15 protein-coding genes are annotated in these 24,898 nt (G+C 73.0%); 11 read left to right on the top strand and 4 right to left on the bottom strand.

Annotated features, from left to right (window positions below; genetic code table 11):
* The first annotated feature begins 9 nt into the window (after positions 1-9).
* The 5 genes from IEZ13_RS06770 (at position 10) to IEZ13_RS06750 (ending at position 7,166) form a co-directional block, all read left to right on the top strand.
* Positions 10-600: a sigma-70 family RNA polymerase sigma factor gene (locus IEZ13_RS06770; protein ID WP_203833667.1), complete on the top strand. Its 591-nt coding sequence runs from the start codon at positions 10-12 to the stop codon at positions 598-600.
* Positions 601-709: 109 nt separating this feature from the next.
* Entirely contained in the window at positions 710-1,744 is a 1,035-nt protein-coding gene (locus IEZ13_RS06765) for a maleylpyruvate isomerase family mycothiol-dependent enzyme (RefSeq protein WP_183217878.1), read from the top strand.
* Between the two features lie 322 nt (positions 1,745-2,066).
* Entirely contained in the window at positions 2,067-2,498 is a 432-nt protein-coding gene (locus IEZ13_RS06760) for a transposase (protein WP_183217876.1), read from the top strand.
* A 41-nt stretch (positions 2,499-2,539) separates the two neighbouring features.
* Positions 2,540-3,520, top strand: a complete 981-nt coding sequence (locus IEZ13_RS06755; RefSeq protein ID WP_229794500.1) for an IS3 family transposase — start codon at positions 2,540-2,542, stop codon at positions 3,518-3,520.
* 406 nt (positions 3,521-3,926) lie between these two features.
* Positions 3,927-7,166 carry a helix-turn-helix transcriptional regulator gene (locus IEZ13_RS06750; protein WP_183217872.1) on the top strand — a complete coding sequence of 1,080 codons (3,240 nt, stop codon included), beginning with the start codon at positions 3,927-3,929 and terminating at the stop codon, positions 7,164-7,166.
* Between the two features lie 53 nt (positions 7,167-7,219).
* Here IEZ13_RS06750 and IEZ13_RS06745 read toward each other — a convergent pair whose 3' ends face one another.
* Positions 7,220-8,035: an alpha/beta hydrolase gene (locus IEZ13_RS06745; protein ID WP_203833668.1), complete on the bottom strand. Its 816-nt coding sequence runs from the start codon at positions 8,033-8,035 to the stop codon at positions 7,220-7,222.
* A gap of 184 nt (positions 8,036-8,219) precedes the next feature.
* Between IEZ13_RS06745 and IEZ13_RS06740 the strand changes: the two genes are divergently transcribed.
* From IEZ13_RS06740 to IEZ13_RS06730, 3 genes are all read left to right on the top strand, one after another.
* Positions 8,220-8,939 (top strand): MBL fold metallo-hydrolase, encoded by a 720-nt coding sequence (locus IEZ13_RS06740; RefSeq protein ID WP_183217868.1) that lies wholly within the window; start codon positions 8,220-8,222, stop codon positions 8,937-8,939.
* Positions 8,940-9,024: 85 nt separating this feature from the next.
* On the top strand, positions 9,025-14,154 hold the full coding sequence (locus tag IEZ13_RS06735; protein ID WP_229794499.1) for a diguanylate cyclase: 5,130 nt from the start codon (positions 9,025-9,027) through the stop codon (positions 14,152-14,154).
* Positions 14,155-14,183: 29 nt separating this feature from the next.
* Positions 14,184-14,939, top strand: coding sequence for a M15 family metallopeptidase (locus tag IEZ13_RS06730; protein ID WP_183217864.1), 756 nt, complete (start codon positions 14,184-14,186; stop codon positions 14,937-14,939).
* A 504-nt stretch (positions 14,940-15,443) separates the two neighbouring features.
* Here IEZ13_RS06730 and IEZ13_RS06725 read toward each other — a convergent pair.
* Positions 15,444-16,415 carry an AraC-like ligand-binding domain-containing protein gene (locus IEZ13_RS06725; protein WP_183217862.1) on the bottom strand — a complete coding sequence of 324 codons (972 nt, stop codon included), beginning with the start codon at positions 16,413-16,415 and terminating at the stop codon, positions 15,444-15,446.
* 136 nt (positions 16,416-16,551) lie between these two features.
* Between IEZ13_RS06725 and IEZ13_RS06720 the strand changes: the two genes are divergently transcribed.
* A complete protein-coding gene (locus tag IEZ13_RS06720) occupies positions 16,552-17,160 on the top strand; it encodes an alpha/beta hydrolase (protein ID WP_183217860.1) in 609 nt (202 codons plus the stop codon).
* Between the two features lie 396 nt (positions 17,161-17,556).
* On the top strand, positions 17,557-18,528 hold the full coding sequence (locus tag IEZ13_RS06715; RefSeq protein ID WP_183217858.1) for a TerC/Alx family metal homeostasis membrane protein: 972 nt from the start codon (positions 17,557-17,559) through the stop codon (positions 18,526-18,528).
* On the opposite strand, the gene IEZ13_RS06710 is transcribed toward IEZ13_RS06715, so the two are convergent.
* A complete protein-coding gene (locus IEZ13_RS06710; RefSeq protein ID WP_183217856.1) occupies positions 18,529-21,690 on the bottom strand; it encodes a PAS domain-containing hybrid sensor histidine kinase/response regulator in 3,162 nt (1,053 codons plus the stop codon).
* Positions 21,691-21,796: 106 nt separating this feature from the next.
* Between IEZ13_RS06710 and IEZ13_RS06705 the strand changes: the two genes are divergently transcribed.
* The gene (locus IEZ13_RS06705) at positions 21,797-23,818 is read left to right on the top strand and encodes an ATP-binding response regulator (RefSeq protein ID WP_229794498.1); all 2,022 of its coding nucleotides are present in this window, start codon (positions 21,797-21,799) and stop codon (positions 23,816-23,818) included.
* Here IEZ13_RS06705 and IEZ13_RS06700 read toward each other — a convergent pair.
* On the bottom strand, positions 23,805-24,890 hold the full coding sequence (locus tag IEZ13_RS06700; RefSeq protein ID WP_183217854.1) for a class I SAM-dependent methyltransferase: 1,086 nt from the start codon (positions 24,888-24,890) through the stop codon (positions 23,805-23,807). The genes IEZ13_RS06705 and IEZ13_RS06700 overlap by 14 nt on opposite strands.
* Between the last annotated feature and the right edge of the window lie 8 nt (positions 24,891-24,898).

The following is a 24,898-nucleotide window of genomic DNA, read 5'->3' as shown; positions in this document are numbered from 1 at the left end:
GTGAGCGCCGTGGCGCGACAGGAGACCGTCCTCGCCGACGACACCCGGCTCCGCGACCGGCTCGTCTTCGGCGACGAGGACGCCTTCGGTGAGCTGTACGAACGGTTCAGCGCGCTCGTCTACACCGTCGCCGTCCGGGTCACCCGGGACGAGCGCGCCGCCGAGGACGTCACCCAGGAGGTCTTCCTCTCCGTCTGGCAGCGCCCGCTCGCCTTCGACCCGGCCAAGGGCAGCCTGCGCGGATGGCTCGCCATGCTCGCCCACCGGCGGGCCGTCGACCTGGTCCGGCGCGAGGAGACCCACCGGCGCTCCACCCAGGACGGCAAACTCAGCGCGGAGGCCCTCAGCCGCGGCGACCCGGTCGGCGACCAGGTCGAGGACGCCGACGCCACCCGGCGGCTCCGGCTCGCGCTCGGCGCCCTGCCCGAACACCTGCACACCGTCATCTCCCTGGCCTACCTCCAGGGACGCACCTACCGTGAGGTCGCGGCCGAACTCGGCCTGCCCGAAGGCACCGCGAAATCCCGGCTCCGCGAAGGGTTACGGCGATTGACCGTGGCGTTGAGTGGAAATCACGCTCACGACCCGGAGGCACCATGAGCGACTCTTACGAGCGGATCCACGCGACGCCGGAGCGAAGCGGAGGTGACGCCATGAGCGGGCTCGTAGGCGGATCCACGCGGCGCCCGAGCCCGGCGGAGGTGACACGATGACCGGCACCGACAGTCACGAGATCGTGGCCCCCCTCCTCGGGGCGTGGGCCCTCGACGCCTGCCCGCCCGGCGACGACGGCCTCGTCCGCGAACACCTCGACCGCTGCGACATCTGCGCCGGCGAGGCACGCACCCTGCGCGAGACCGCGGCCGAGCTGGGTGGCACGCACCGGCGGCCCCCGGCCGGGCTCGCCGCCCGGTTGCGGTCCGCGGCGCCCGCCCGGCGGCGTCCGGCTCCCCCCGCTCCGGGGTACGCGCAGCCGTACGCGGCCCAGGTGGCGGCCCTCGACCTGCTGCTCACCGGGCTCGACGACGACCACTGGGGGCGGATCGCGGCGTACGGGGAGTGGAGCGTCCACGACCTGCTCGCCCACCTCACCGCCACCGACAGCCTGATCGCGGCCGCCCTCGGGGTCACCGTCGAACCGCCGCTGGCGCCCGGATCCGACCCGGAGTCCCGTACCCGCGAGGTGTTGAACTTCGCCCGGTCCCGCACCGCCGAGCAGGCGCGGCGCACCTGGCGCGCCCAGGCCGAAGCCCTGTGCGGCGCCCTGCTCGCCGGCCCCGCGCCGACCGGGACGATCGCCGCCGGCTGGGACATGCCGGTGCCGGACGCCCTGGTGGCGCGGGCCTTCGAGACGTGGATCCACAGTGAGGACATCGGCGGCGTCCTGGCCCGGCCCACCGTCGCGCCCCTGCCCGAACACCTCAACCCGATGGCCGACCTGGCCGTCCGGACCCTGCCGCTGGCCACCGCCACTCGGGTCACCGCGCCGGAGGGCCGCCACGTCCGGCTCAACCTCACCGGGCCCGGCGGCGGCACGTGGACCGTCCCGGTGACCCCGCCGGCGCCCGGTTCCACCCCGCCCGCGTCGCTCGTGCCGGACGCCGAGGTCACCGCCGACATCGTCGAGTTCTGCCGCCTGGTCGGCGATCGCCGCCGGCCGGACCAGCTCTCCGTCAGCATCGCCGGCGACACCCGTCTCGGCCTGGAGTGGCTCGCCGCCGCCCCCGCCCTGGCCGTCCCCTGACCCACCGTCACCGTCCTGACACCCCCAGCCGGCTCTCAGCCCTGTCTCGGCGGCCGTAATACCCGTCCGAACACCTCCAACCGGCTCTGAACGCCGTCTCGGCGGCCGTGAGACGTCTTCAGCTGGCTGCCGGGGCTGTTTCACCGGCCCTGAGAAGCCCCCACAGCCAGCCGCAAAGATCGTCACGGCTCGCGGTTCCCTGACGGTGAGCGCACACACTCGCGGGTGCGCGTTCGCCCACCCCTCCCTGTCACGCTGATGTGAGACAGCCCGTCTACCAGGGGATACTCTTCCTGGACGGCCTTGAGGAGATCACATCAGCATGACGTCGAAGCCCCACGAGAGTCTGGATCCGGACGCCCGGCCCCAGCGGCGGACATTCACCGCGGAGTTCAAGGCGCGGATCCTGGACGAGTACGAGTCGGCGCCGGATGCGGCGACTCGCGGGGCGATTCTGCGCCGGGAACGGCTGTACGGGTCACACATTCTCGACTGGCGCAAGGCCCGCGATGCCGGAGCCGCGGCCGGCCTGACGGACCGTCGGCAATCGGCTGCGCGGGCGGCGAAGAAAGCCGAGAACGCCGAACTCGCCCGCCTTCAGCGTGAGAACGCCCGCCTGCAGGCCGAGTTGTCGAAGACCCAGACCGCGCTGCAGATCATGGGAAAAGCGCACGCGCTCTTGGAACTGCTCTCCGAGAGCGCGGATACCGCGCCGACGCCGAACCGGTCCTCGCCGAGGCCCAGACGGCGCTGACCCCGTTGTGGGGCACCGCGCCCGCCTGCCGGCTCACCGGGGTGTCGAGGGCGACGCTCTACCGGCATCGCACCCCGCCGCTGGTCTCCCGGCCGCGGACCCCGCGTAAGCCACCGCCGTCGGCGCTGACCGAGGCCGAACGCCAGCAGGTCCTGGACCTGCTCAACAGCCCGCCGTATCAGGACCTGGCCCCGGCACAGGTGTGGGCGCGGGAGCTCGACGAGGGCCGCTGGTGGTGCTCGGAGTCCACGATGTACCGGATCCTGCGGGCCGCCGGGCAGACCGGCGAACGCCGGTCCCAGGCCACGCATCCGGCCCGAATCAAGCCCGAACTCGTCGCGGACGCACCCAATCAGGTGTGGTCCTGGGACATCACGAAGCTGCGCGGCCCGGACCGAGGCGTCTGGTTCCACCTCTACACGGTCATCGACATCTGGTCGCGCTACGTCGTCGGCCATCTGGTCGCCGGCTACGAGGACGGGCAGCTCGCCGAAGCCTTGATCGCCGACGCGGCCGCCCGGGAACGGGTGAACCCGGACCAGCTGATCGTGCACGCCGACCGGGGTGCGGCGATGACCAGCAAGACCGTCACCCAGCTACTGACCGACCTGAGGATCGGCCGTAGTCACAGCCGGCCGAAGACCTCCAACGACAACCCATACATCGAGGCCAGCTTCAAAACCCTGAAATACGATCCGACGTTCCCGGAGCGGTTCGGGTCGATCCAGCACGCCCGGCAGCACTGCGAGGCGTTCTACAGCTACTACAACCACGAGCACCGGCACTCCGGGATCGGCCTGCACACCCCGGCATCGGTCCATCACGGCACTGCCGGACAGATCCGCCAACAGCGGCAACGCACCCTCGACGCCGCCTGGGCCGCCCACCCGCAGCGATTCGGGCGCCGCCGCCCGCAGCCGCCTCACCTCCCGGACCGGGCATGGATCAACAAACCCGACGACAACGACCCCGCACACACCGCCGCTGCACCGGAGACAGGCCTTGCACCAGCACAAAGCTAAATAAAATCCACAAACTGTCTCATTTGACTTGACAGGTTCCGCACCCGCCCTATGACGTCGACCTCCGCGCACGCTGGACCCTGCGTGTGCGTCCGGCTCTGCCAGGCCCACTCGACCGTGTGCGTGTACCAGTCCTCGACCCCGACCGTGGACGGCCCGCGATCGGCAACCGGCCATGCACTGTGGTCGATCTTGCCCGGCTGGTCGTGAGAGCCTTCTCAAGGGCCCTGACGACAGCGCTGGGAACCAGCCGAAACCCCCCAGCTGGCTGCCAGGGCTGTTTCACGGGACTTGAGACAACGCTGGGGACCGTCCGGGCGTGCGGGCAGGTGTGCACTGTGGGCCGACAGGGCTGCACGGTGGGCCAGCGGGTCGGGAGTGGAGTGCCGATAGCTTTCGGTTCGTCATGGCTCTGCAGGGACGAGCCGGGGAGTGCGGGAGGCTGCGGGAGTTCGTCCGCGCCCTGCATGGGGGCCTCGGCGACGCGCTGGTGCTGGTGGGCGATCCGGGGTCGGGTAAGACCGCACTGCTGGAGGAGGCCGTCACCGGAGTCTCCGGCCTGCGGGTGATCCGGGTGGCCGGGGTGGAGGCGGAGAGCGGCTTTCCCTATGCGGCGCTGCACCGGTTGCTGATCCCCGTGCTGCCTCTCGCCTCGACGATTCTGCCGCCGGATGATCTGCGGGCGCTGCATGCGGCGTTCGGGCCGGCCGATGATCCGCCCGCCGGGCCGGAACCGGTCGTCCGGGCGGTCGCCGCACTGCTCGACGGGCTCGCTGTCGAACACCCGGTGCTCTGCTGCGCCGACGACGCCCACTGGTTCGACCGGGAGTCACTCGCGGTGCTCGCCGCGGTCGCTCGCCGCCTGCCGGGCGTCGCTCTGGAGCCCGCCCGCACCCGTCCGGGCGCCGCCCGGGAGCCCCGGCGAACCGTTCCAGATATCACCCTCGAACCCGCCCACGCCCTTCCCACCGTCACCCTCAAATCCGCCCATAAGCCTCCCGGCGTCACCGCCGAACCCACCCATAACCCTCCCAGCGTCACCGCCGAACCCACCCACACCCCTGCCGGCATCGCCGCCGAACCCACCCACACCGTTTCGAGTGTCGGTCTGGAAGGCGTTCGTGCCCTTCCGGACGTCGCTGTGGTCCCAGGTGGACGGAAGCCGCCACGCTGGGCCGAGGGCGGCAGGCCGGGTGTGGGGTTGATTCTGGCGGCCCGGGAGATTCCCGCCGGGTGGGGCCGGTTCCCGGTGCTGGAGGTGGCGGGGCTGGGCGCCGCGGACGGGGCCGCCTTCCTGCGGTCGGTGGTGGCCGGGCCGCTGGACGCCCTGGTCGCGGCTCGTCTGGTGGCGGGGACCGGCGGGAATCCGCTGGCACTGATCGACCTGGGGCGGGAGCTTTCCGCCGATCAGCTGGCCGGGGCGCGGTCGTTGCCCGATCCGCTGCCGGCCGGCAGCCGGATCGAGGAGTTCCACCTGCGACGGGCCCGGGAACTGCCGGAGGACACCCGGACCTGGCTGTTGATCGCCGCGGCCGAGCCCGGTGGGGATATCGCACGGATCGTGGCGGCCGCCGACCGGCTCGGCATCGTTCCGGGGGCGGCCGGATCGGCGGTGGCCGCCGGGATACTGACGCTCGGGGTGACCGCGGTGTTCCGGAGTCCGCTCGCCCGGTCGGCGATCTACAGCGGAGCGACCGGTGACCGGCGACGGGCCGTTCATGCCGCCCTCGCCGCTGTGACCGGGCCGTCCGGTGATGCCGGCCGATGGGCCTGGCACCTGGCCGGAGCCTGCGCGGGACTCGACGAGACGGTGGCGCGGGCTCTGGCCGGGGCCGCGGACCGGGCCTGCGAGCGGGGCGGATATGCGGCACGGGCGGCCTTCCTGACGAGGGCGGCGGAACTCACCCCGGGCGCCGGCCGCGCGGAACGCCTCCTCGACGCGGCCGAAGCCGCCCTGGTCGCGGGCGCGCCGCTACAGGCACGACGACTCGCCGACGCCGCCCTGCAAGCAAACACACCCTTATCGGTACGGCGACCCGCCGACACCACCGTCGCGACAGACACACCCCAACCGGCACAGCGAACCGCCCACACCACCCTCGAAACAGACACACCCCAACCGGTACGCCGACCCACCCACACCACCGTCGCCACAGACACACCCCGACCGGCACAGCGACCCACCCACACCGCCCTGGAAGAGGGCTCGCCCCAGCCCGTGTGGCGTCCCGAAGGAGGGGCCGGGGGCCCGCGCGAGCGGCCGGTTGCCGGTGAACCGGGCGCGGGGGTGGTCCGCGGGCGGGCGATGCTCGTCGAGGCGGGGGCCGTGGGGCTGTCCGGGCGCGCGGCGGCGTACACGGAAGGGTCTTTGATCTGTCTGGAAGCCGCACGCGCGATCGGGGAGAGTGAGCCGCGACTGGCTCGCGGAGCCCTGCTCGAAGCGGTGGAGCATCTGATCCGCGCCGGGAATGCGGGACCCGGCGCCGGCCTCGCCGAGATCGCGGAGGCGGCGGCCCGACCGCCCGGCGGCGGAGGGGCGGCGCGGGTGAGCGGGGCCGACCCGACGGCGCGCGTCGACGGGCCCTTCCAGGACGGTGCGACCAGCGGGTCGGCCGTGGTGGAGCAGCAGCTGCGGGCGTTCGGGACGCTGGTGGCGGAGGGATGCGCGGCGGCCGTGCCCGAGGTGCGGCGGGCCGTGGGGATGCTGCTGGCGCCGGACATCCCGGACGACGTGGTGTTGCGGCGGCATCTGACCGCGGCGACGCTGTCGGCCCTGCTGTGGGATTCCGGTGTGGAGCACGCGGTCTGGCGCCGGGTGGTGCGGACCGCGCGGCGATCGGGGGCCCGGTTTCCACTGTTGACGGGGTTGTATGGCGCGGCGGACGCGGCGGCGCGGCTCGGTGATGTGGCGGCGGTTCGGGAGTCGCTGGCGGAGGCGGAGCGGGTGTGTGCCGAGATCGGCGTCCACCCGCGCCCGGACCGGCTCGCCGAGGGGGCGGTGGCGGAGGCGCTCGGCCGGGGTGACTACCAGCGGGCGCGGGTGCTGGCCGGTCAGGTGGCCGCCGCGGACGTGCTCGGGACGCATGCGCGGGTGCTGCCCGATCTGGTGGAGGCGGCCGTCCGCAGCGGTGATCCGGAGACGGCCGGTACGGCGCTGGCGAGGTTCACCGGCCTGGCGGAGGCGGCGGGCACCGGCTGGGCGCTGGGTGTGCTGGCCTGGACGCGGGCGCTGGTCGCCGGGGCCGGGGAGGCCGAGCCGCTGTACCGGCGGGCGGTCGCGCTGCTGGCCGAGGCCGGGGCCCGGGCGGATCTGGCGCGGGCGCATCTGCTCTACGGGGAGTGGCTGCGGCGGCGCAGGCGGCGCCGCGACGCCCGGGACGAGTTGCGCCGGGCGGCTTCGATGTTCGAGGCGATGGGCGCACGAGGGTACGCCGAACGCGCGGCCCGGGAACTGGACGCGGCCGAGGGTGCGGGCGGCAGCCTCACCCCGCAGGAGCTGACGATCGCGCGCCTGGCCGCGGCCGGCGCCACGAACGGGGAGATCGCCGCCCGGCTCTTCCTCAGTGCGAACACCGTCGACCACCATCTGCGCAAGGTGTTCCGCAAACTGGACGTGACCTCCCGCCGCCGGCTGCCGCCCGTCTAGGGTCCGTCCTGTCGATCGCACGCCGTAGCCCCGCGTGATCGACAGGACGGACCCTAGGTCAGGTGCCGGTCGAGGAAGGTCAGGCCCTCGTGGACGAGCGGGGCCAGGTCGGCGCCGACGAAGCAGTGGTCGGCGCCGGGCACGATGCGCAGTTCGGCGGGGGCGCCCACCGCGGTGAGGCGTTCGTGCAGTTCCCGGCTCTGGCCGACGGGCACCACCCGGTCCTGGTCGCCGTGCACGAGCAGCAGCGGCGGCGCGTTCGGGGAGACGTAGCTGACCGGGCTGGCGGCGGCCGACTCCTTCGGCATCTCCTGGACCGGGCCGCCGACGAGCCGGCTCTCCGGGGAGTCCGGGGCGTCGTGGTCCTGGAGGCCCTGCGGGTGGTTCTGGGCGGCCATGGTGAGCAGGTTGCTGGGCGCGTACCAGAGGACGCCGGCCCGGACCTCGTCGGAGACACCGGGATCGTGGTCGCCGACGGTGGGATCGTCGCCGGTGAGCGCGACGAGCGCCGCCAGGTGGCCGCCCGCCGATTCGCCCCAGATCGCGAAGCGGCTCCGATCGAGCCCCAGGTCGGCGGCGTTGCGGCGGAGCCAGCGGACGGCGGCTTTGACGTCGTGCAGCGGGGCCGGGAAGGTGGCTTCGGCGCTGAGCCGGTAGGTGAGGCGGGCCAGCGCGTACCCGGCGGCGAGGATCCGGTCGCCGATCCGGGCCGGGGCGAGCTGGGGCCCGTCGTGCTTGTTGGTGCCGTAGCGCCACGCCCCGCCGTGCACCCAGATCACCAGCGGCAGCGGGCCGTCGACGGGCGGCCGGAACAGGTCGAGGGTGACCGGCCGGTAGCCGGGGTGTTCGGCGACGATCGCGTCGATCACCGGAGTCGGTTGCCGTAACACGAGATCCCCCTGCTCAGAATCGGGTGGTCCCGGGGCAGCACCGGGCGGTTCAGATCGAGGTGCCCGCCTGCGGCCCGGAAAAACCAGCATGCCTGGCGAAACCGGCTCCGTGCGTCCTGCTGTCCGGTGTGCGACGGGGCCCGCGATGCGCTAAAGATGTTCTATGCGCCTCAACCGCAGACTGCTTCTGACCGGGAGCTCCGGTGTCCTCGGGGTGACCGTGCTGAACACCGTGACGGGCTGTTCCGGCTCCGATCCGGCGGGGACACCGTCGGCGGCCGCTCCACCGCCGGGCCTGGTGGGCGACTGGCGCCGGGTCGACCTCTCGTTCGTCTCGGTCTACCTGCTGGTCCGGGGCAGGGAGGTAGCCGTCGTGGACACCGGCACCCCGGGTTCGGAGGCGTCGGTGGAGGCCGGGCTGAAGGCGGCCGGCCTGGGGTGGGATTCGGTACGCCACGTGATCCTCACCCACCAGCATCAGGACCACGCGGGCGGGCTCGCCGCGATCGCCCCGCTGGTCGGCGCCACCCTGTATGCCGGCGAGGCGGACGTGGCGGCGATCGACGCGGCGGGCGACACGCTGACCCCGCTCAAGGACGGCGACGAGGTGTTCGGCCTCCAGATCATCGGCACCCCGGGGCACACCCTGGGTCACGTGTCGATTTTCGAACCGGGGACCGGGGTGCTGGTGACCGGTGACGCGCTGCGTAACCAGAACGGGCTGGAGGGTTCCGCCCCGCAGTACACGGCGGACGCCACCCAGGCCGCCGCGTCGGTGAAGAAGCTGGCCGGCCTGGAGGTGAAGGCGATCCTTCCCGGTCACGGGGAGCCGTTGACCACCGGGGCCAAGGAGGCGCTGCAGAAGCTGGCAGCGTCGCTCTGAGACTCGTTCAGCAATGACCGTTTCCGGCCGAAGAGGTTTTCGTGACGCCGGACGCGAAGTGAAGGTTCCCGTGACGGATACAGGGTTGACCGGCCTCGAGGTGGTCGACGAGCTCGGTCGTGGCGCGTTCACGATGGTCCACCGCGCGCGGCGTGGCGACCGCTGGTACGCGCTGAAGCGCCCCCTCGCCGACGCCGCCGAGTATCCGAGGATCCGGACCGAGTTCGCCCGTGAGGCGTCGTTGCTGGCCTGCATCGACGATCCGGCGGTGGTGCGCGTCTTCGCGGTCGGCGACCTGGACGGCGTACCGGCTCTGGTGCTGGAGCATCTGCCCGGCGGCACGCTCGCCGACCAGTTGTCCGGTGGCGTGCTGGCCGAGGACTGGGTGGTCGCCCTGGCCGCCCGGCTGGCCCGGGGCCTGGCCGCCGCGCACCGGCTCGGGCTGGTGCACCGGGACCTCAAGCCGGGCAACATCATGGTCAGCACGGATCAGCCGGCCAAACTGATCGACTTCGGTCTGGCGCAGCTCGGCGAGGAGACGGGGCCGTCGAACCAGGCGGTCGGCACCTTCCTGTACTCGTCGCCCGAGCAGGCCGGCATGCTCAAGCGCCCGGTCGACGGCCGCTCCGACCTGTACTCGCTGGGCGTGGTGCTCTACGAGTGCCTGGCCGGGCGGCTGCCGTTCGAGACCGATGACGTCGGCGAGCTGCTGCGCCTGCACCTGGCCGCCCCGGTTCCGGACCTGGCGGTGCTGCGCCCGGGCATCAGTCCGGCGCTGGCCGAGGTGGTGTACCGGCTGCTCGCCAAGGACCCGGACGACCGCTATCAGGACGCCCGGTCGCTGCTCGACGCCCTGCGCGGCTGTCCGGGCGGGGAGGCCGCCGAGCAGCCCGCGGTGGCCGCGTGGCCGCTGCGCGGCCGGGCCGCCGAGACGGAGCGGCTGGCCCGCCGCTGGGAACGGGCACGGGCCGGGCACGGCGGGGTGGCGGTGATCCGCGGCGGGCCGGGTTCCGGCCGGACCCGGCTCGCCGAGCAACTGGCCGCCGAGGTGGAGGCAGCCGGTCTCCCCCTGTTCTGGGCCACCTGCCGGGCCGGGGAGGCGACCCCGCTGTCGGCGGTCCGGGAGGCCGTACGGACCTGGCTGGCCGGGGTCCGCCGGCTGCCCACGGCCCGGCGCACGGCGGTCGAGCCGCTGGTGGCGGAGGCGGCCGCGGCGGCCGGTCCCCGTCTGCTGGCCCGGATCTCCGGCGCGCTGGGCCTGCCCGGCACCGACGTCGCGCCGGCCGGCGGTGACGAGCACGTGCTCGGCGCCGGGGCCACCTTCCTGAGCGAGCTGGCCACCCGTTGCGGTGGACTGATGCTGGTCATCGACGACGCGCAGCATCTGGACTCGGGCTCCCGGCAGTTGCTCGAGAAGCTGGCCGCCGACCTGGCCGGGCTGCCGGTGCTGGTGCTGCTCACCGCCCCGGACGGGGCGGGTGACCCGGCCGCCGGGCTGGACAGCGCCAAGACCCTGGAGGTCGACTGCGGCCCGCTGGCCGGGCCGGCGGTCGCCGATCTGATCGCGTCCCGGCTGCCCGGCGCGGAGGTGACCGGGGAGCTGGTCCGGCACGTCGCGGCGCGGACCGACGGTACGCCGCTGGCCGTGGTCAGCTACCTGTTGCGGCTGCTCGACGCGGGTCTGCTGCGCCCGGTGTGGGGCGCCTGGCACCTGGACGTCGCCGGGGCGGACGCGCTTCCGCCGGTCGCCGACGTCCTCGACCTGGTCGCCACCCGCCTGACCACGCTGCCGGGCGGCACGCTCGACTGCCTGGCCGTCGCCGCGGTGGCCGGCGTCCGGTTCCGGGCCGCGACGCTGCTCGCGGTCGGCGATCCGGACCGGATGCTGGCCGCACTGACGGCCGCGGCCGACCGGCACGTGCTGGAGCCGCGGCCCGGCGGCTGGTACGCCTTCGTCCACCCCCAGCTGCGCGACGTGCTGCTGGAGCGGCTCGACGAGGACCGGCTGCGGCGGGTGCACGCCGATCTGGCCCGGGCTCTCGAGGGTATGCCGGAGGAACTGCGGGACGAGGGGTACGCGTACGCGGTGGCCCGTCACTACAGCCGGGCCGGTGACCAGGTCCCGGACGAGGACCGCCGGCGCAGCGCCGCTCTGGCCGGCCGCCGTGCCCTGGCCGACCAGGCCCCGGACGAGGCGATCCGCTACCTGACCGAGGCGGTGGCCGGGGACCCGGCGGCGGACACCGGACTGCTGCACTCGCTGGCCCAGGCCTACCTGCGGGCGGGCCGGCTGGAGGTGGCCGGTGAGGTGCTGGACCGGGCGCTGGCCGTGGAGACGGACCGGCTGTGGCGGGCCCGGCTGCTCACCACCCGCATCGAGCTGCACCACACGGTCTGGGACGACGACCGTGCTCTGGAGGCGACCCGGGCCGCGTTGTCCGAGCTGCGTAACACGCTGCCGGGCCGAGGCCTGCCGCTGCTGCTCATATCGCTGCTGACGGCGTTCATGGGTCGGCTGGTCCGGCGTACCCGGGTGGGTTTCGGAACCGCACGTGGCCGGCGCCGGGAGAACCTGGCCGCGCTCGCCGCCGTGCTGGACGCCGGCGGCTATGCCGCCGCGCTCGGGTTGCGCCTGGCCGAGGCCGGCGCCCTGTCGTTGCGGGCCGTGTACGCGGTCAACCGGCTGGGCCCGTGTCCCGAGTACGTCCGGATCTACGCCCTGATCGGCTACGTGACCGCGGTGATCAAGCTGCGCGGCGCGAGCGAACGCTGCCTGCGCCGGGCGGCCGAGGTGGCCGCCGGGCTCGGCGACCCGGGTCTGGGCGCCTACGTGGAGTGGATGCGCGGCTGCGCCCTGATGATCAGCGGCGTCGATGACGGCAGCATCTGGGAGAAGACCACCACCCGCAACGCCCGCTGGTACGTTCCGGCCCAGCTGATCCCCGGTTACGCCACCCTGGCGATGCGGTACCTACTGCGCGGCTACGTGGAGGAGAGCGCCCGCGAGTACGAGCGCGGCATGCGGAACCTGCCCGACCAGGAACAGGTGCTGGGCACCTCGCTCGGCATGCTGAGTGTGATGATCCCGGCCGGGCAGAGCCGGTTCGGTGAGGCCGCGGCGGCGCTGAAGCGGCTGCACACGGCGTTCCCGAAGGGCACCGGCACCCGGGTGCAGCGGGCCAACATGCTGACCGCCGCCGCCTGCCTGCTGATCGAGCAGGGCGACGTGGGGCCGCAACTGGAGGAGGTGCTCGCCGAGTTCCACGCGCTCAAGCTGCGCCACGCCGAACTGCTGCCGCAGCACAAGTGGATCTACATGTACCAGGCGCACGGCCGGCTCCTCCAGTTCCGCTTCGCCGCGGACGCCGACCGGCCGGCCCGGCTCGCGGTGGCCAAGAAGGCGATCCGGGACCTGGGCCGGGTCGGGGGCACCCCGCTGCTGCGCTGTGTGCACCTGACCACGAAGGCGTCCTGGTACCTGGCCTCCGGCGACCCGCAGCGCTGCCTGCGGATCGCCGACGAGGCGGAGCGGCGGCTGCGGAAGGTGGACGCGCCGTTCATCCAGTACGAGGTGTTCCGGATCCGGGCCCGGGCGATGCGCGCCATGGGCATGTCCAACGAGTCCGACCGGCAGGCCCGGTTCGCGCTCAGCATGGCGCTGTTCCACGGCTGGGAGCAGCGGCGGCGGCAGACGCGTGCCGAGTTCGGCGTGGACGAGGGCGCCGGCACCCATCGGCGGACCGTGGCGGACCGCCGCCCGGCGTCCGGCCGCAACCGGCATCTGGAGGCGTTGCAGCAGGTCGGCACGGCCGCCGCGACCATCCTGGACCCGCAGCAACTGGCCAGCGTGGCGCTCGACGAGATGCTGCGCATCCTCGGCGCCGAGCGGGCGGTCTTCTTCCTGCTGGACGAGTCCGGCGAGCCGGTCCGGTACGCCGGCCGGGACGCCTCCGGCGATCTTCCGGAGACCGACGAGTACGCGTCCACGCTGGTCCGCCGGGTCGCCGGCGCCGGGGAGCCGCTCGTGGTCGCCGGCACCGAGCAGGGCGCCGCGCTCGGCTCACGCAGCGCCGTGATGCACGGGCTGCGCAGCATCCTGATCGCCCCGGTCCAGTTCAAGGGCCGGATGGTGGCGGTCGTCTACCTGGACAGCCGGCTCGCCCGGGGAGTCTTCACCGACGACGACGTCGCCGTGCTGACCGCGGTGAGCAGCCACGTCGCCGTGTCGCTGGAGACGGCGCGGGCGGCGCAGCTGCACTCGCAGGTGCAGGCCGCCCGGCAGCAGCAGGCGCTGGCCGAGATGCTGCGGGCCAGCCTGGCCGAGATGAGCGCCATCCTGGAGCCGGACCGGCTGCTGTGGCACCTGTGCGGCACGCTGCGGACCCAGCTCGGCGCGACGGCCGGATGCCTGATCAGCACCGGCGGCGAGGTGCTCGAGGTGGTCGGTGCCGCACCCGTCGAGGCGGTCGGGACCACGGTGCGGCTCATCCCGGGCGACACGCCCGAGCTGCTCGGCCTGGAAGAGACCGCGGGGGTACGCGAACGCGTGCTCGGCGGCGCGCCCAGGGCGCTGACCGTCCCCCTGGTGGGACGGGACGGCCCGGTCGGGCTGGTGCTGCTCGGCGGCCCCGGGCTCGACGGCACCAGCCGTCAGGTGGCGGCCGCGCTGGCCACCCAGGGCATGACCGCGTACGAGAACGCCCGCCTGTTCAGCCGGGTGCAGGAGCTGGCCACCACCGACGAGCTGACCGGGCAGCACAACCGGCGGCACTTCTACGCGATCGCCGGGGCCCTGGTGCAGGCGGCCGCCCGCAACAGCCGTCAGCTGGCGGCGGTCATGCTGGACATCGACAACTTCAAGACGATCAACGACTCGTACGGGCACGGCGTCGGCGACGAGGTGATCCGTACCGTGGCGGCCCGGATCCGCGGCCGGCTGCGCCACTCCGACGTGCTCGGCCGCTACGGCGGTGAGGAGTTCGCCGCGGTCCTGCCCGATCACGGCGGCCACGCCGAGGAGCTGGCCGACCGGATCCGCCTGGCGGTCTCCGCCGATCCGGTGCCCACGCAGGCGGGCCCCCTGCCGGTGACGATCAGCGTGGGCCTGACCAGCCTGGGCCCGGGCGACACCTCGCTGGACGAGCTGCTGGCCCGCGCCGACCACGCCCTCTACCGGGCGAAGGAGGCCGGCCGCAACCGCGTCATGTCCGACTGAGGGCGCCCGGCCGGGAAGACTGGACAGCTGTGATCCGACTGCTCGCCGCCCTGCTCCTGCTCCCGCCCGGCCCGCCGCCGCACGCCGCCCCGCACCTGCTCCCAGCCGGCCCGCCGGTGCATGTCGTCCGGCCCGGCGACACCCTCTCCGGCGTCGCCGCCCGGTACGGTCACCGCGTCGCCGACCTGCGGAAATGGAACGGCCGCACGGCGCTCTCGGTGGACGGCATGCTCCGGCTCACCCCACCCGCCGCACCGCTGCCCGGCTGGCGCACCCGGATCGAGCGGCTCACCACCCCGGAACCGGAACACTGCCCGCTGCGCGCCACCGATCTGCGCCGCATCTGGGTCCGCCATCTCGGCTTCGACGGCCGCGCCCACGACGGCCACCTCACCATGCACCGCACCCTGGTGCGGCCCACCCAGCGGGCGTTCGCCACCCTCTACCGCCGCCGCTTCCCGATCATGGCGATGCCGCCGGCCGTCGTCCCGGACGAGACGGTGCTCACGAAGGGCTACGAGTGCCGCTACGTGGCCGGGACGAAAACCTGGTCACAGCACGCGTTCGGCCGGGCCTTCGACATCAATCCGCGACAGAACCCGATGATCCGCGGCAACTACCTCGACCCGCCGAACAGCGCCGCCTGGCTGGCCCGCGACGCCCACCACCCGGGCATGCTGCACGCGAACGGCGCGGTCACCGCCGTGACCCGCGAGGGCTTCACGTGGGGCGGCCACTGGACCAGGTTGAAGGACTATATGCATTTCAGCACCACCGGCCGCTGAAGATCTTTCGTGGTCGAGGTCCGCGTTCCACTTCCGGTTGCACGCTTTGCCCGGCAGCTTTTCGCGATCTTGGTGAGTTGACCACCTCGGGAGGTGGTCAACTCACCAAGATCGGCATCTTCCACACGAGCCGGTGAACGGGCTCCCGGAGGTGAGCGCACACGGAAGCCGCCACGTGGGCGGCCGTCGCGGCTATATGCCACGTAGGTGACCACGACACTGCCGCCGTGTGCACCCACCCCCTGGTGTAAGCGCGACAACCCGCACCGGGCGACCCACCCGGCGTGACCGGCAGCAGGGTCGGCGGGGAGCGGCGGCAGAGGGGGTGGTGGCGACTGGGCCGGCCTGCCCGGGCACCGATCTGAGCCCGGCGGGCGCGGCACGGGCCGGAGCGGGCAGCAAGGTCGCGCGGACCGGACGGGACGGTCCTATGCGGCGGGACGCGGACACCCGTACAAGAAAGAAGAGCTGGAAGCGACACGCGGACCTCGACCACGAAGGTTTCTACACGCCGGGGCGGCGGGCGTCGGCCGAGGCGCGGCGCAACTGGGTGGGGGTGAGGCCGTAGCGGGCCTTGAAGCGGCGGGTGAAGTGGGTGACGTCGCGGAATCCCCAGGAGTGGGCGATCGCGGTGACCGGCCGGTGCTGGTGGCCCGGGTGGAGCAGGTCGTGGCGGGCGCCGCGGAGGCGTTCGTTGATGATCCACTGTTCCAGGCTGAGGCCGGCGCCGGCGCAGAGTTTGTAGAGCTGGCGCAGGGAGATGTTGTGGGCCGCGGCGATCCGGGCCGGGGTGAGGCCGGGGTCGGTCAGATGGTGGCGGACGTGCGCGCGGATCCGGGTGAGCAGGGTCTCGGCGAGGGTGCGGCGGGTGTGCCGTTCACTGTGGGTGGCCGACGCGAGCAGGGCCCGGACCAGGTCGACGGTGGCGGCGGCCACGGTGGGGGCGGCCGGATCGGCGGTGATCCGGGCCCGGTCCCGGGACAGGGTGGCGACGTGGGCGGAGACCAGGCGGTAGAGCGGGCTGGCCCGCAGGTTGCCGAGCGCCTCACGGATCGCATCGAGGGGCAGGTCGAGCTGGTCGAGCGGGATCTGTACGCACCCGGCCGCCCCGTCACCGGACCAGGAGTAGTCGTAGGCGCCGGAGAGGTCGACGCCGAGCAGTTCGCCGGGCGGCGTGACCCGCTGGTGGCCGTGCTGGTCGAGGCGGCCGTGACCCTCCCGCTGGACGGCCAGCGAGATCACCGGCATGGCGTCCTGCCGGGCCAGTTTGGCGGTGCGCAGCAGCCGCAGACCGGAGGAGCGGCAGGTGAAGATGTTGGTGTCGCCGAGGTCCCACACCTCCATCCGGGCGTGCACCGGGCCGGCCGGGTTCTCGTGGATGACATGGCAGGGGGCGGAGGCGAACATCATCGCGGTGTGCACGGCCTCCACGCGTTCGGGGGCGGGCAGGGCCGCGGTGTCGAGAACGAACGCCATGCCTGCTCACGTTAGGCGTCGGAACCCGAAACGGTACGTACCGGGGACTCGAAAAGATCAATTTCGAGGAATGTTTGGTGTACCCCGGGATGACACTGCATGTTTGGGTTCCCCCCGATTCAGGAAGACCCACGCCGTGCATCCTCAACCCCCGCGCCGCACCACCCACGCCTACGGAACTCCGAAGAATCTGCTGGTCTACGACCGTTGGGGCAGCTTCGGCCGCCCGGTGGTCCTGTTGCACGGCCTGTTCTACGACCGCACCATCTGGTGGCCGGTCGCGGCCGAGCTGACCGGCCCGTGCAGTGTCATCGCCGTGGATCTCCCCGGTCACGGCCAGTCCGCCGCCCGCGGCGACAACGACCTGGACGCGCTGGCCCGGGATCTGGCCGTGCTGGTCCGTGACCTGGAGCTGCACCGCGCCCCGGTGCTGGTCGGCCAGGGCGAGGGCGCGCTGCTGGCGGAGGCGTTCGCGGCCGCCTACGCGACCCGGGCCGTGCTGACCTTCGACGAGCCGGCCGCGGCGCCACCGGAGAGCCCGGAGCAGCACCGGGCCGGCGCCGACCTGGCCGGGGTGCCTGCGGCGTACCGCCAGTTCGCGGTGCCGCGCGGGGATCGGCGGCTGCGGGACTCGTACCGGTGCTGGTTTTCGAGGGAGGTCCCGGCGCGGGCCGCGAAACGGCCCGGTTTTCCGCATCTCCGCGCGCCCGCGCGTTTCGCCGCGACCCTGCGCGACTTGATCTGAGGGAAGCGTCAGCCGTGCCGGTGCCGGTGGCGGTGACGCCGCCGGTGATGTGGTGACGACAGCGCGGCCATGCTGATCAGCATGCAGAGGATCAGCAGGCCGGCGAGCACGATCTCGATGAACATCGCGGACCTCCTCGGGGCCGCCGGCGACTGCGATGAGCAGCCGGAATCCCACCGTCCCTCCGGTGGCGGCGGCCGTCAACCGATTCGGCGGAATCCACGGTTGGCCTGGTGTGCCGGGCCGGGTCTGCCTATGCTGCCCCCGAGGGGAGTACCTCCACGAGAGCGTGGCGGTCACCACGGGCACGCGGAAGTGCCCTCGTGCGTTCGCCCGGCGTGCAGGTGCGGCGGGTGAGGGAGACCTCGGACGATGACACGTGTCCGAGGGGGCCCCATGCTCGATCTTCCGTCCATCGCGTCTCCGCAGCTCTGGGCGATCAGCGTCGCCGTTCTGATCGGCCTGCTCATCGCCGATTTCGCGATCACCCATCGCCCCCACGACGTGGGGATGCGCGAGGCGGTCGGCTGGTCACTCTTCTATCTCGCGCTTCCGGCCGTGTTCGGGGTCCTTCTCTGGCAGGTGTACGGACAGCGCCCGGCCGTGGAGTTCTTCACCGGTTACGTGGTGGAGAAGTCGCTGTCGGTCGACAACCTGTTCGTCTTCATGCTGCTGCTGGCGGCGTTCGCGGTGCCTCCACGCCTGGCGCAGCGGGTGCTGCTGTACGGGATCGCCGGCGCCCTGGTGCTGCGGGCCGTCTTCATCGCGGCCGGCGCCGTCGTGCTGCGCAGCGGGGCGTGGGCGTTCCTGCTGTTCGGGGCGGTGCTGCTGGCGACCGCGGTGAAGGTGTTCCGGGAGGCGATGCGCCACGAGGAGTACCGGGTCGACATCGACAACATGCGCAGCGTACGGCTGATGCGTCGGCTCATGCCGGTGACCGGTGGCTACCACGGCGGCCGGCTGACCGTGGTGGAGCGGGGCCGGCGCGCGCTCACCCCGCTGGCGCTCGTGGTGGTGGCCGTCTTCATGACCGATCTGGTCTTCGCGGTCGATTCGGTGCCGGCCGTCTACGGCGTGACCGAGGACCCGTACCTGGTGTTCGCGACGAACGCGTTCGCCCTGCTCGGCCTGCGGGCGCTGTATTTCGTGCTGCACAACGTCCTGGACCGGCTTCGGCACCTCAACTACGGGCTCGCGGTCATCCTCGCCTTCATCGGCGTGAAGCTGGTGCTGCACTGGGCGCACGGTGTCTGGCCGGGCGTGCCGGACATCCCGACCGACGCGTCGCTCGCCGTCATCGGCCTGACCCTGGCCGCCGTGACCGTGACCAGCCTCTACGCCGACCGCCGGGAGCGCGTCGGCGCCTGATCATCGAGGTCCGCCGCCGGCCCGCACCGGGCGCCGCCGGATCTGGTCGGCGGCCTCCCGGACCGTCCGGATCAGCGGGCGGGCCGCGGTGAAGGCGGCCACGGCGGCGTCCAGGTCACCGGCGCGGGCCGCCGACTCGATCCGGCCGCAGGCGGTCGTCGCCGGGCCCGCGCCGAGGTTCGCCAGCACCCCCATGAGCTGGTGCGCTTCGGTACGGATGGCGCCCGCGTCGTCGAAGGCGAGGGCCTGCTCGATCCGGTCCAGGTGTTCCGGGATCTTCGCCGAGAGGGTGGCGAGCAGTCCGGTCAGCGCGCCGGCGGTGGCCGCCGGGTCAGGTCCGCGCAGGTGGTCCAGCCGCCGTTCGATCTCCGCCGTCACCTCGGCGAGGTCCGGCGGCGCCGCCGGTGACCAGTGTTCCAGCACGCGGGCCACGTCCGCCGGGATGAGCGGCTTGGGCAGATGCTCGTCCATGCCGGCGGCCAGGCAGCGGGCCCGGTCCTCGGCCAGGGCGCTGGCGGTGAGCGCGATGATCGGCACGTGCCGGCCGGGCGGCTCACGACGGCGGATCTCCGCGGTCGCCTGGTAGCCGTCCATCTCCGGCATCAGGCAGTCCATGAAGACGGCCTGGTAGTCACGGCTCAGGGCGCGCTCCACCGCCTCCCGGCCGTTGACCGCCACGTCGGCCGTGTAGCCGAGGTTCGCCAGGATGCCCAGCGCGACCGTACGGTTGATCTCGTTGTCCTCGACCAACAGCAGGTGACCGCGACCCGGCGGATTCGCCGCGACCGTGCCCACCACGCCGTCGCCGTCGGCCTCGCTCAGCACCCCGGCGAGCGCGTCGAACAGTTGGGCCTGCCGCAGCGGTTTGGCGAAGGCCCCGGACACCCGCTGGTCCGGCTCGCCGGGCAGGTGACCGGGGTCGGCGGCGAGCAGGACGGTCTTCGGCACCGGGCAGCCGGCCGGCACCAGCCGCTCCACCGGGGTGCTCTCGACGTCGGTGATGACCAGGTCGAAAGGGCGTCCCGCGGTGGCCGCCTCGGTCAGCGCCCGGGTGGCGGCGTCCTCGTCTCGGGCCCCGGTGGCGTCCATCGACCAGGCGCCGAGCTGTTGCATGAGGACGGTCCGGTCGTCATCGTCGGGGTCCACGATGAGCACCCGCAGCCCGTCCAGCCTGTGCCGCCCGAACAGGTCCAGGCCCTCCCGGGCGGTCCGCAGGGTGACCGAGAACCAGAAGGTGCTGCCCTCCCCCGGCACGCTCTCCACGCCGATCCGGCCGCCCATCAGCTCCACCAGGTCGCGGCTGATGGCCAGGCCCAGGCCGGTGCCGCCGAACCGCCGGGTGGTGCTCGCGTCGGCCTGGGTGAACGCCTCGAACAGCCGCTCCCGCTCCAGCGCCTCGATGCCGATGCCGGTGTCGCGCACCTCGAACCGGATCGGTACGGCGTCCGGGCCGGCGGTGACCGTACGGTCCAGCGCCGCGGCGACCACCACCCGGCCGCTCGGGGTGAACTTGACCGCGTTCCCGGCCAGGTTGAGCAGCACCTGGCGCAGCTTGCCGGGGTCGCCGCAGACGGTGGCGGGCAGCTCCGGGTCGCAGTCGCCGCGAACGGTGACGGCCTTCTGGGTGTCCGGCGGGGCGACCAGGGCCACCACCTCGGCGATCAGCCGGGCCACCGGGAAGTTGGCGTCCTCCAGCAGCACCTTGCCGGCTTCCAGCTTGGAGAAGTCGAGGATGTCGTTGATCACCGCGAGCAGGGCCGATCCGGCGGCGCCGATGCCCTCGGCGTACCGGCGCTGCCGGTCGTCCAGCGGGGAGCCGAGCAGCAGGCTGGTCAGGCCGATCACGCCGTTCATCGGCGTACGGATCTCGTGGCTCATCGAGGCGAGGAACTGCGACTTGAGCCGGGCCGCCTCGATGGCCTGGTCGCGGGCCTCGGCGAGGGCCTGTTCGGTCTGCCGGCGGGCCGTGATGTCCCGGACGAAGCCGTGGTAGTGCGGGCTGTGGTCGTGCCGGATGCACCACATGGTCAGCTCGACCGGGATCTCGTGGCCGTCCCGGTGCCGCGCGGCCATCTCGGTCGGCCGGTCCAGCAGCCATTCGAGGCGGCCGTCCAGCAGCCGCAGCAGCGCCGCGTGGTACCGCTCCGGCAGTATCGTGCCGGTCAGGTCCCGGCCCAGGATCTCCTCACGCCGCCAGCCGAAGACGTGCTCGGCCTGCCGGTTCCACTCGGTGATCTCACCGGCCGCGTCCATCGTGAAGAACGGGTCACTGGCCGCCTGCATGATCATTTCGAGCTGTTCGCGTTCCACCCGGCGGCGGTGCTCGGCCAGAACCCGCGCGGTGATGTCGTGCGCCACGGTCGAGGCGCCGATCACCGCGCCGTCGGCATCGCGCATCGGCGCCATGCTCAGCGACACCTCGATGACGGCGCCGTCCTTGCGCCGGCGGCGGGTCTCGAACCGGGTCAGGGCCTGGCCGCCGAGCACCCGGGCGAGCAGGTCCCGCTCCTCGCCGAGCCGGTCCGGCGGGAGCAGGCGGGTCATGTCGCTGCCGATCATCTCCTCGGCGGTGTAGCCGTAGAGCCGCTCGGCGCCCGGGTTCCAGGTCTTGATCGTGCCGTCCGGGAACTTGCTGACGATCGCGTCCTGGGAGGCCTCGACGATCGCGGCGAGCTGGGCGTTCTCGTGCGCCTGTGTGAGGCGGCCGGCCTCGCTCACCGTCAGGTCGGTCACTTCGGCGCTGACCCCGAAGATCGCGTACGGCCGGTCGTGGTGATCGCGGAGCGCGTACAGGGTGGTGACGAACCGGCGCATCCGGCCGGCGTCGGGAATCATGTCCTCGAAGGCGACCGGGCCGTCCGCGGCGAGGGCCGCCCGGTCCCGGCGGCGGAACTCCCCGAGCCGGATGGGCGGGTGCACCTCGCGGTCGTAGCGGCCGGTGGCGCCGCCGTTCGGGATGTCCTGGAGCCGGTCGTAGGCGACGCTGGTCAGCCGGTAGCGCCCGGTGAGGCCTTTCACGAACGCCGGTGTGCCGGTCTGGTTCAGGATCTCGGCGAGGTAGTGGTAGCGGTCCAGGCGGTGCCGGAGCCGGCGGGCGGCCAGCGTCAGGACCCCGGCCGTGACGGCTCCCGCGGCCACCAGAGAGGCGGCACCCCCCAGCACGGCAGCACCCCCGAAGATTCGAATCTGTTTCAGTATCAACGTACATGCTTTAACCTTTATTACGGACATATCCTGATCAAACGCTTCTCTTCTCGAGGGAGCCGCCGTGGCGACAGTGATGGTCGTCGACGACGTGGCCGCCAACCGGGACATCGTGCGCCTACTGCTCGGCTTCCGGGGTCATGAGGTCATCGAGGCGAAGGACGGCGCCGACGCGCTCCGGCTCGCCCACGCCCACCACCCCGACGTGGTCGTCTCCGACGTGCTGATGCCCGGCATCGACGGCCTGGAACTGGTCCACCGCCTCCGCGCCGACCCGGACCGCGAGGCCGCCTCCGCACCGGTCATCTTCTACACCGCCAACTACCTGGAGCCGGAGACCCGGCCGCTGGCCGAGGCGTGCGGCGTGAGCCAGGTGGTGCTGCGCTCCCAGGACCCGGGCACCCTGCTCGACGCGATCGAGTCCGCGCTGGCCGCCGGGCCGGTCACCGTCGACCTCGACACGAACGAGGATTTCACCCAGGCCCACCTGCACGCGGTCAACGCCAAACTGATCGAGAAGGTACGGGCGCTGCACGACACCGAGCGCCGGTTCGAGGCGATGGCGGTGGCCTCCCCGGTCGGCATCGGCATCCTCGACCGGCACGGTCACGCCGACTACGTGAACCCGCGTTTCGCCGAGATCCTCCAGACCCCGATGGACCGTCTCCTCGGGCATGGCTGGCTGGCCTGCCTGGACCGGCCCGCGCAGGACGCCGCCCTGCGGTTGCTGCACGGCGCGGGCCCCGACACCGAACTGCGGTTCACCCACCGGATCACCCGGCCGGACGGCGAGGTCCTCTCGTTGCGGGTGCACCTGCGGCAGATCCACGACGGGGAGGACGGCCTGACCGGCGGCGTGCTGATGGTCGACGACGTCACCGACGTGGCCCTGGCCGAGGAGCGGCTACGGGAGGAGACCGAGCGGCGGCAGGACGAGGCCCGGACCCGCGACGCCGAACGCCTGCACGCCCTGCGCCGGATGGCCGGCGGCACGGCGCACGACTTCAACAACATCCTTGGCGCGATCCTCGGCTACGTGAACCTCGCCATCGAGTCGATCAACGACGGCCGCGACGACGGCAGCATCCCGGCGGACACCGCGGAAAGCCTGATCGACGACCTGGCCCAGGTGGTCAAGGGCGGCGAACGCGCCCAGGGCCTCACCCAGCAACTGCTCGCCTTCGGCCGGCGCGAGGTCAACCAGCCCACCGTGCTGGACATGAACGCGCTGCTGCGCGAATGCGAGACGTCGCTGCGGGCCGCCGCCCGACCGGGCACCGTCCTGCGGCTGGACCTCGGCACCGGGCTGCCCACCGTCAAGGCCGACGCGGCGCAGCTCACCCAGGTCCTGCACAACCTGGTCCGCAACAGCGCCGAGGCGATGCCGGAGGGCGGCGCCGTCACGATCACCACGTCCGCTCAGGACGCCCGGGTGGCGGTCGAGGTCCGCGACACCGGCACCGGCATGGGCTCCGAGGTCCTCGAACGCTGCTGCGAGCCGTTCTTCAGCACCAAGTCGACCACCGGCACGGTCGGGCTGGGCCTGTCCACCGCGCACGGCATCGTCAGCCAGGCCGGCGGTCAGCTCACCATCGAGTCCCGGGTCGGGCAGGGCACCACCGTCACCTTCACCCTGCCCGCCATGGCCGGCGCCACCCCGGCGGTCCCGCCGCCGAAGACCGCACAGCAGGACCCGGCCGGCGGCGAGACGCTGCTGCTGGTCGACGACGAGGAGGCGGTGCTCCAGGTGACCGCCCGGATCCTCAGCGGCGCCGGGTACCGGGTGCTCACGGCACCCGACGCGGGTGAGGCGCTGCGCCTGCTGGAACGGCACGGCGGCGAGGTCGCGGCCCTGGTCACCGACGTGGTGATGCCCGGCATGAACGGCCGCCAGCTGGCCCGCATCGCCGCCGGGCGACGGCCCGGCCTCTGCGTCGTCTTCGTCTCCGGGTACGCCGAATCGCTCTTCGACGACCAGGGCAACAACCTGGAGCCGGGGTCGACGATCCTGGCCAAGCCGTTCGACCGGGAGAAGCTGGTCAGCACCGTACGCACCGCCCTGGGCGCCGGCGTCAGCTCTTCGTAGCGGCCACCACCAGGTTGAACCCGGTGTCGGCGGCCAGGACCGGGTCGCTGAACCCGGCGCCGGCGAGCAGTTCCAGCCGCTTGGCCGGGCCGCCCAGCGTGCCCAGACCGTGGGCGCCCGGCTGGCTCAGCGAACCGGGCGTGCACAGGGCGGCCGACGACGCGTAGCCGATCCTGGTGATCGGCATCCCGATCGTGGACGTCCAGTCGTCGGCCGACCACGGCTCCACGGCCACCACGACGCCACCCGGCGCGAGCGCCTCGTATGCCGCCTTCAGCGCCGACACCGGGTCGCCCAGGTCGTGCAGCGCGTCGAAGAAGACCACCACGTCGAACGGGCCGTAACCGCTGATCGCGGCCGAGTCGGCGACGTGAAAGGCGACGTTCGCCGGGCTGCCCGCCTCGATGGCCCGGGCCCGAGCGGTGGCGATCGACGGGGCGTGCAGGTCGAATCCGGTCACCCGGGAGTTCGGCCAGGTGCGCCCGATCAGCAGGTCGGCGTACCCGTGGCCGCAACCGACGTCGGCCACCCGGGCGCCCGCCTCCAGCTTCTCGACCAGCCCCGGCACGGCCGGGAACCAGTCCTGCGCGAGCTGGTTGACGTACGCGGTCCGGAAGTACCGCTCGATCCCGTGGTAGATGCACCCCGGCACCTCGTCGCCGGACAGCCCGCCGTCGCCCCGGAACGCCGTCTCCAGGCGCTCCAGCGACAGGAAGTACCCGGTGATGATCTCGCCGGCCGCCACCACGTGCACCGGGGAGTCGACCACCGACAGCGCCGGCGCGTGCTCGAGCGGCAACTCGAACCGGTCCCCGTCGACAACCGTCAGGTAGCCGGAGACGGCCATCTGGTGCAGCCACTCGGTGACCAGGCGCGGGTTGAGCCCGGTGCGCGCGGCCAGGTCGGCCGCGGTCACCGGTCCGGCGCCGGTCAGCGCCCGGAACAGCCCCAGCCGGTCCCCCAGCACGGTCATCGCGGTGCTGGCGGCCCCGGCGAAATCGGTGATCAACTGTCCGACGAAGGCTTCCACGCGCGCCTCGTCGATGGTCGGAGTCTGCTGTGTCTCAGTCATGCCTCCAC

The sequence above is a fragment of the Actinoplanes campanulatus genome (assembly GCF_014647795.1).
GTDB classification, from domain to species: domain Bacteria; phylum Actinomycetota; class Actinomycetes; order Mycobacteriales; family Micromonosporaceae; genus Actinoplanes; species Actinoplanes campanulatus.
The sequence above is the reverse complement of the archived record's forward strand: the minus strand, read 5'-3'. Positions and strand labels throughout refer to the sequence as shown.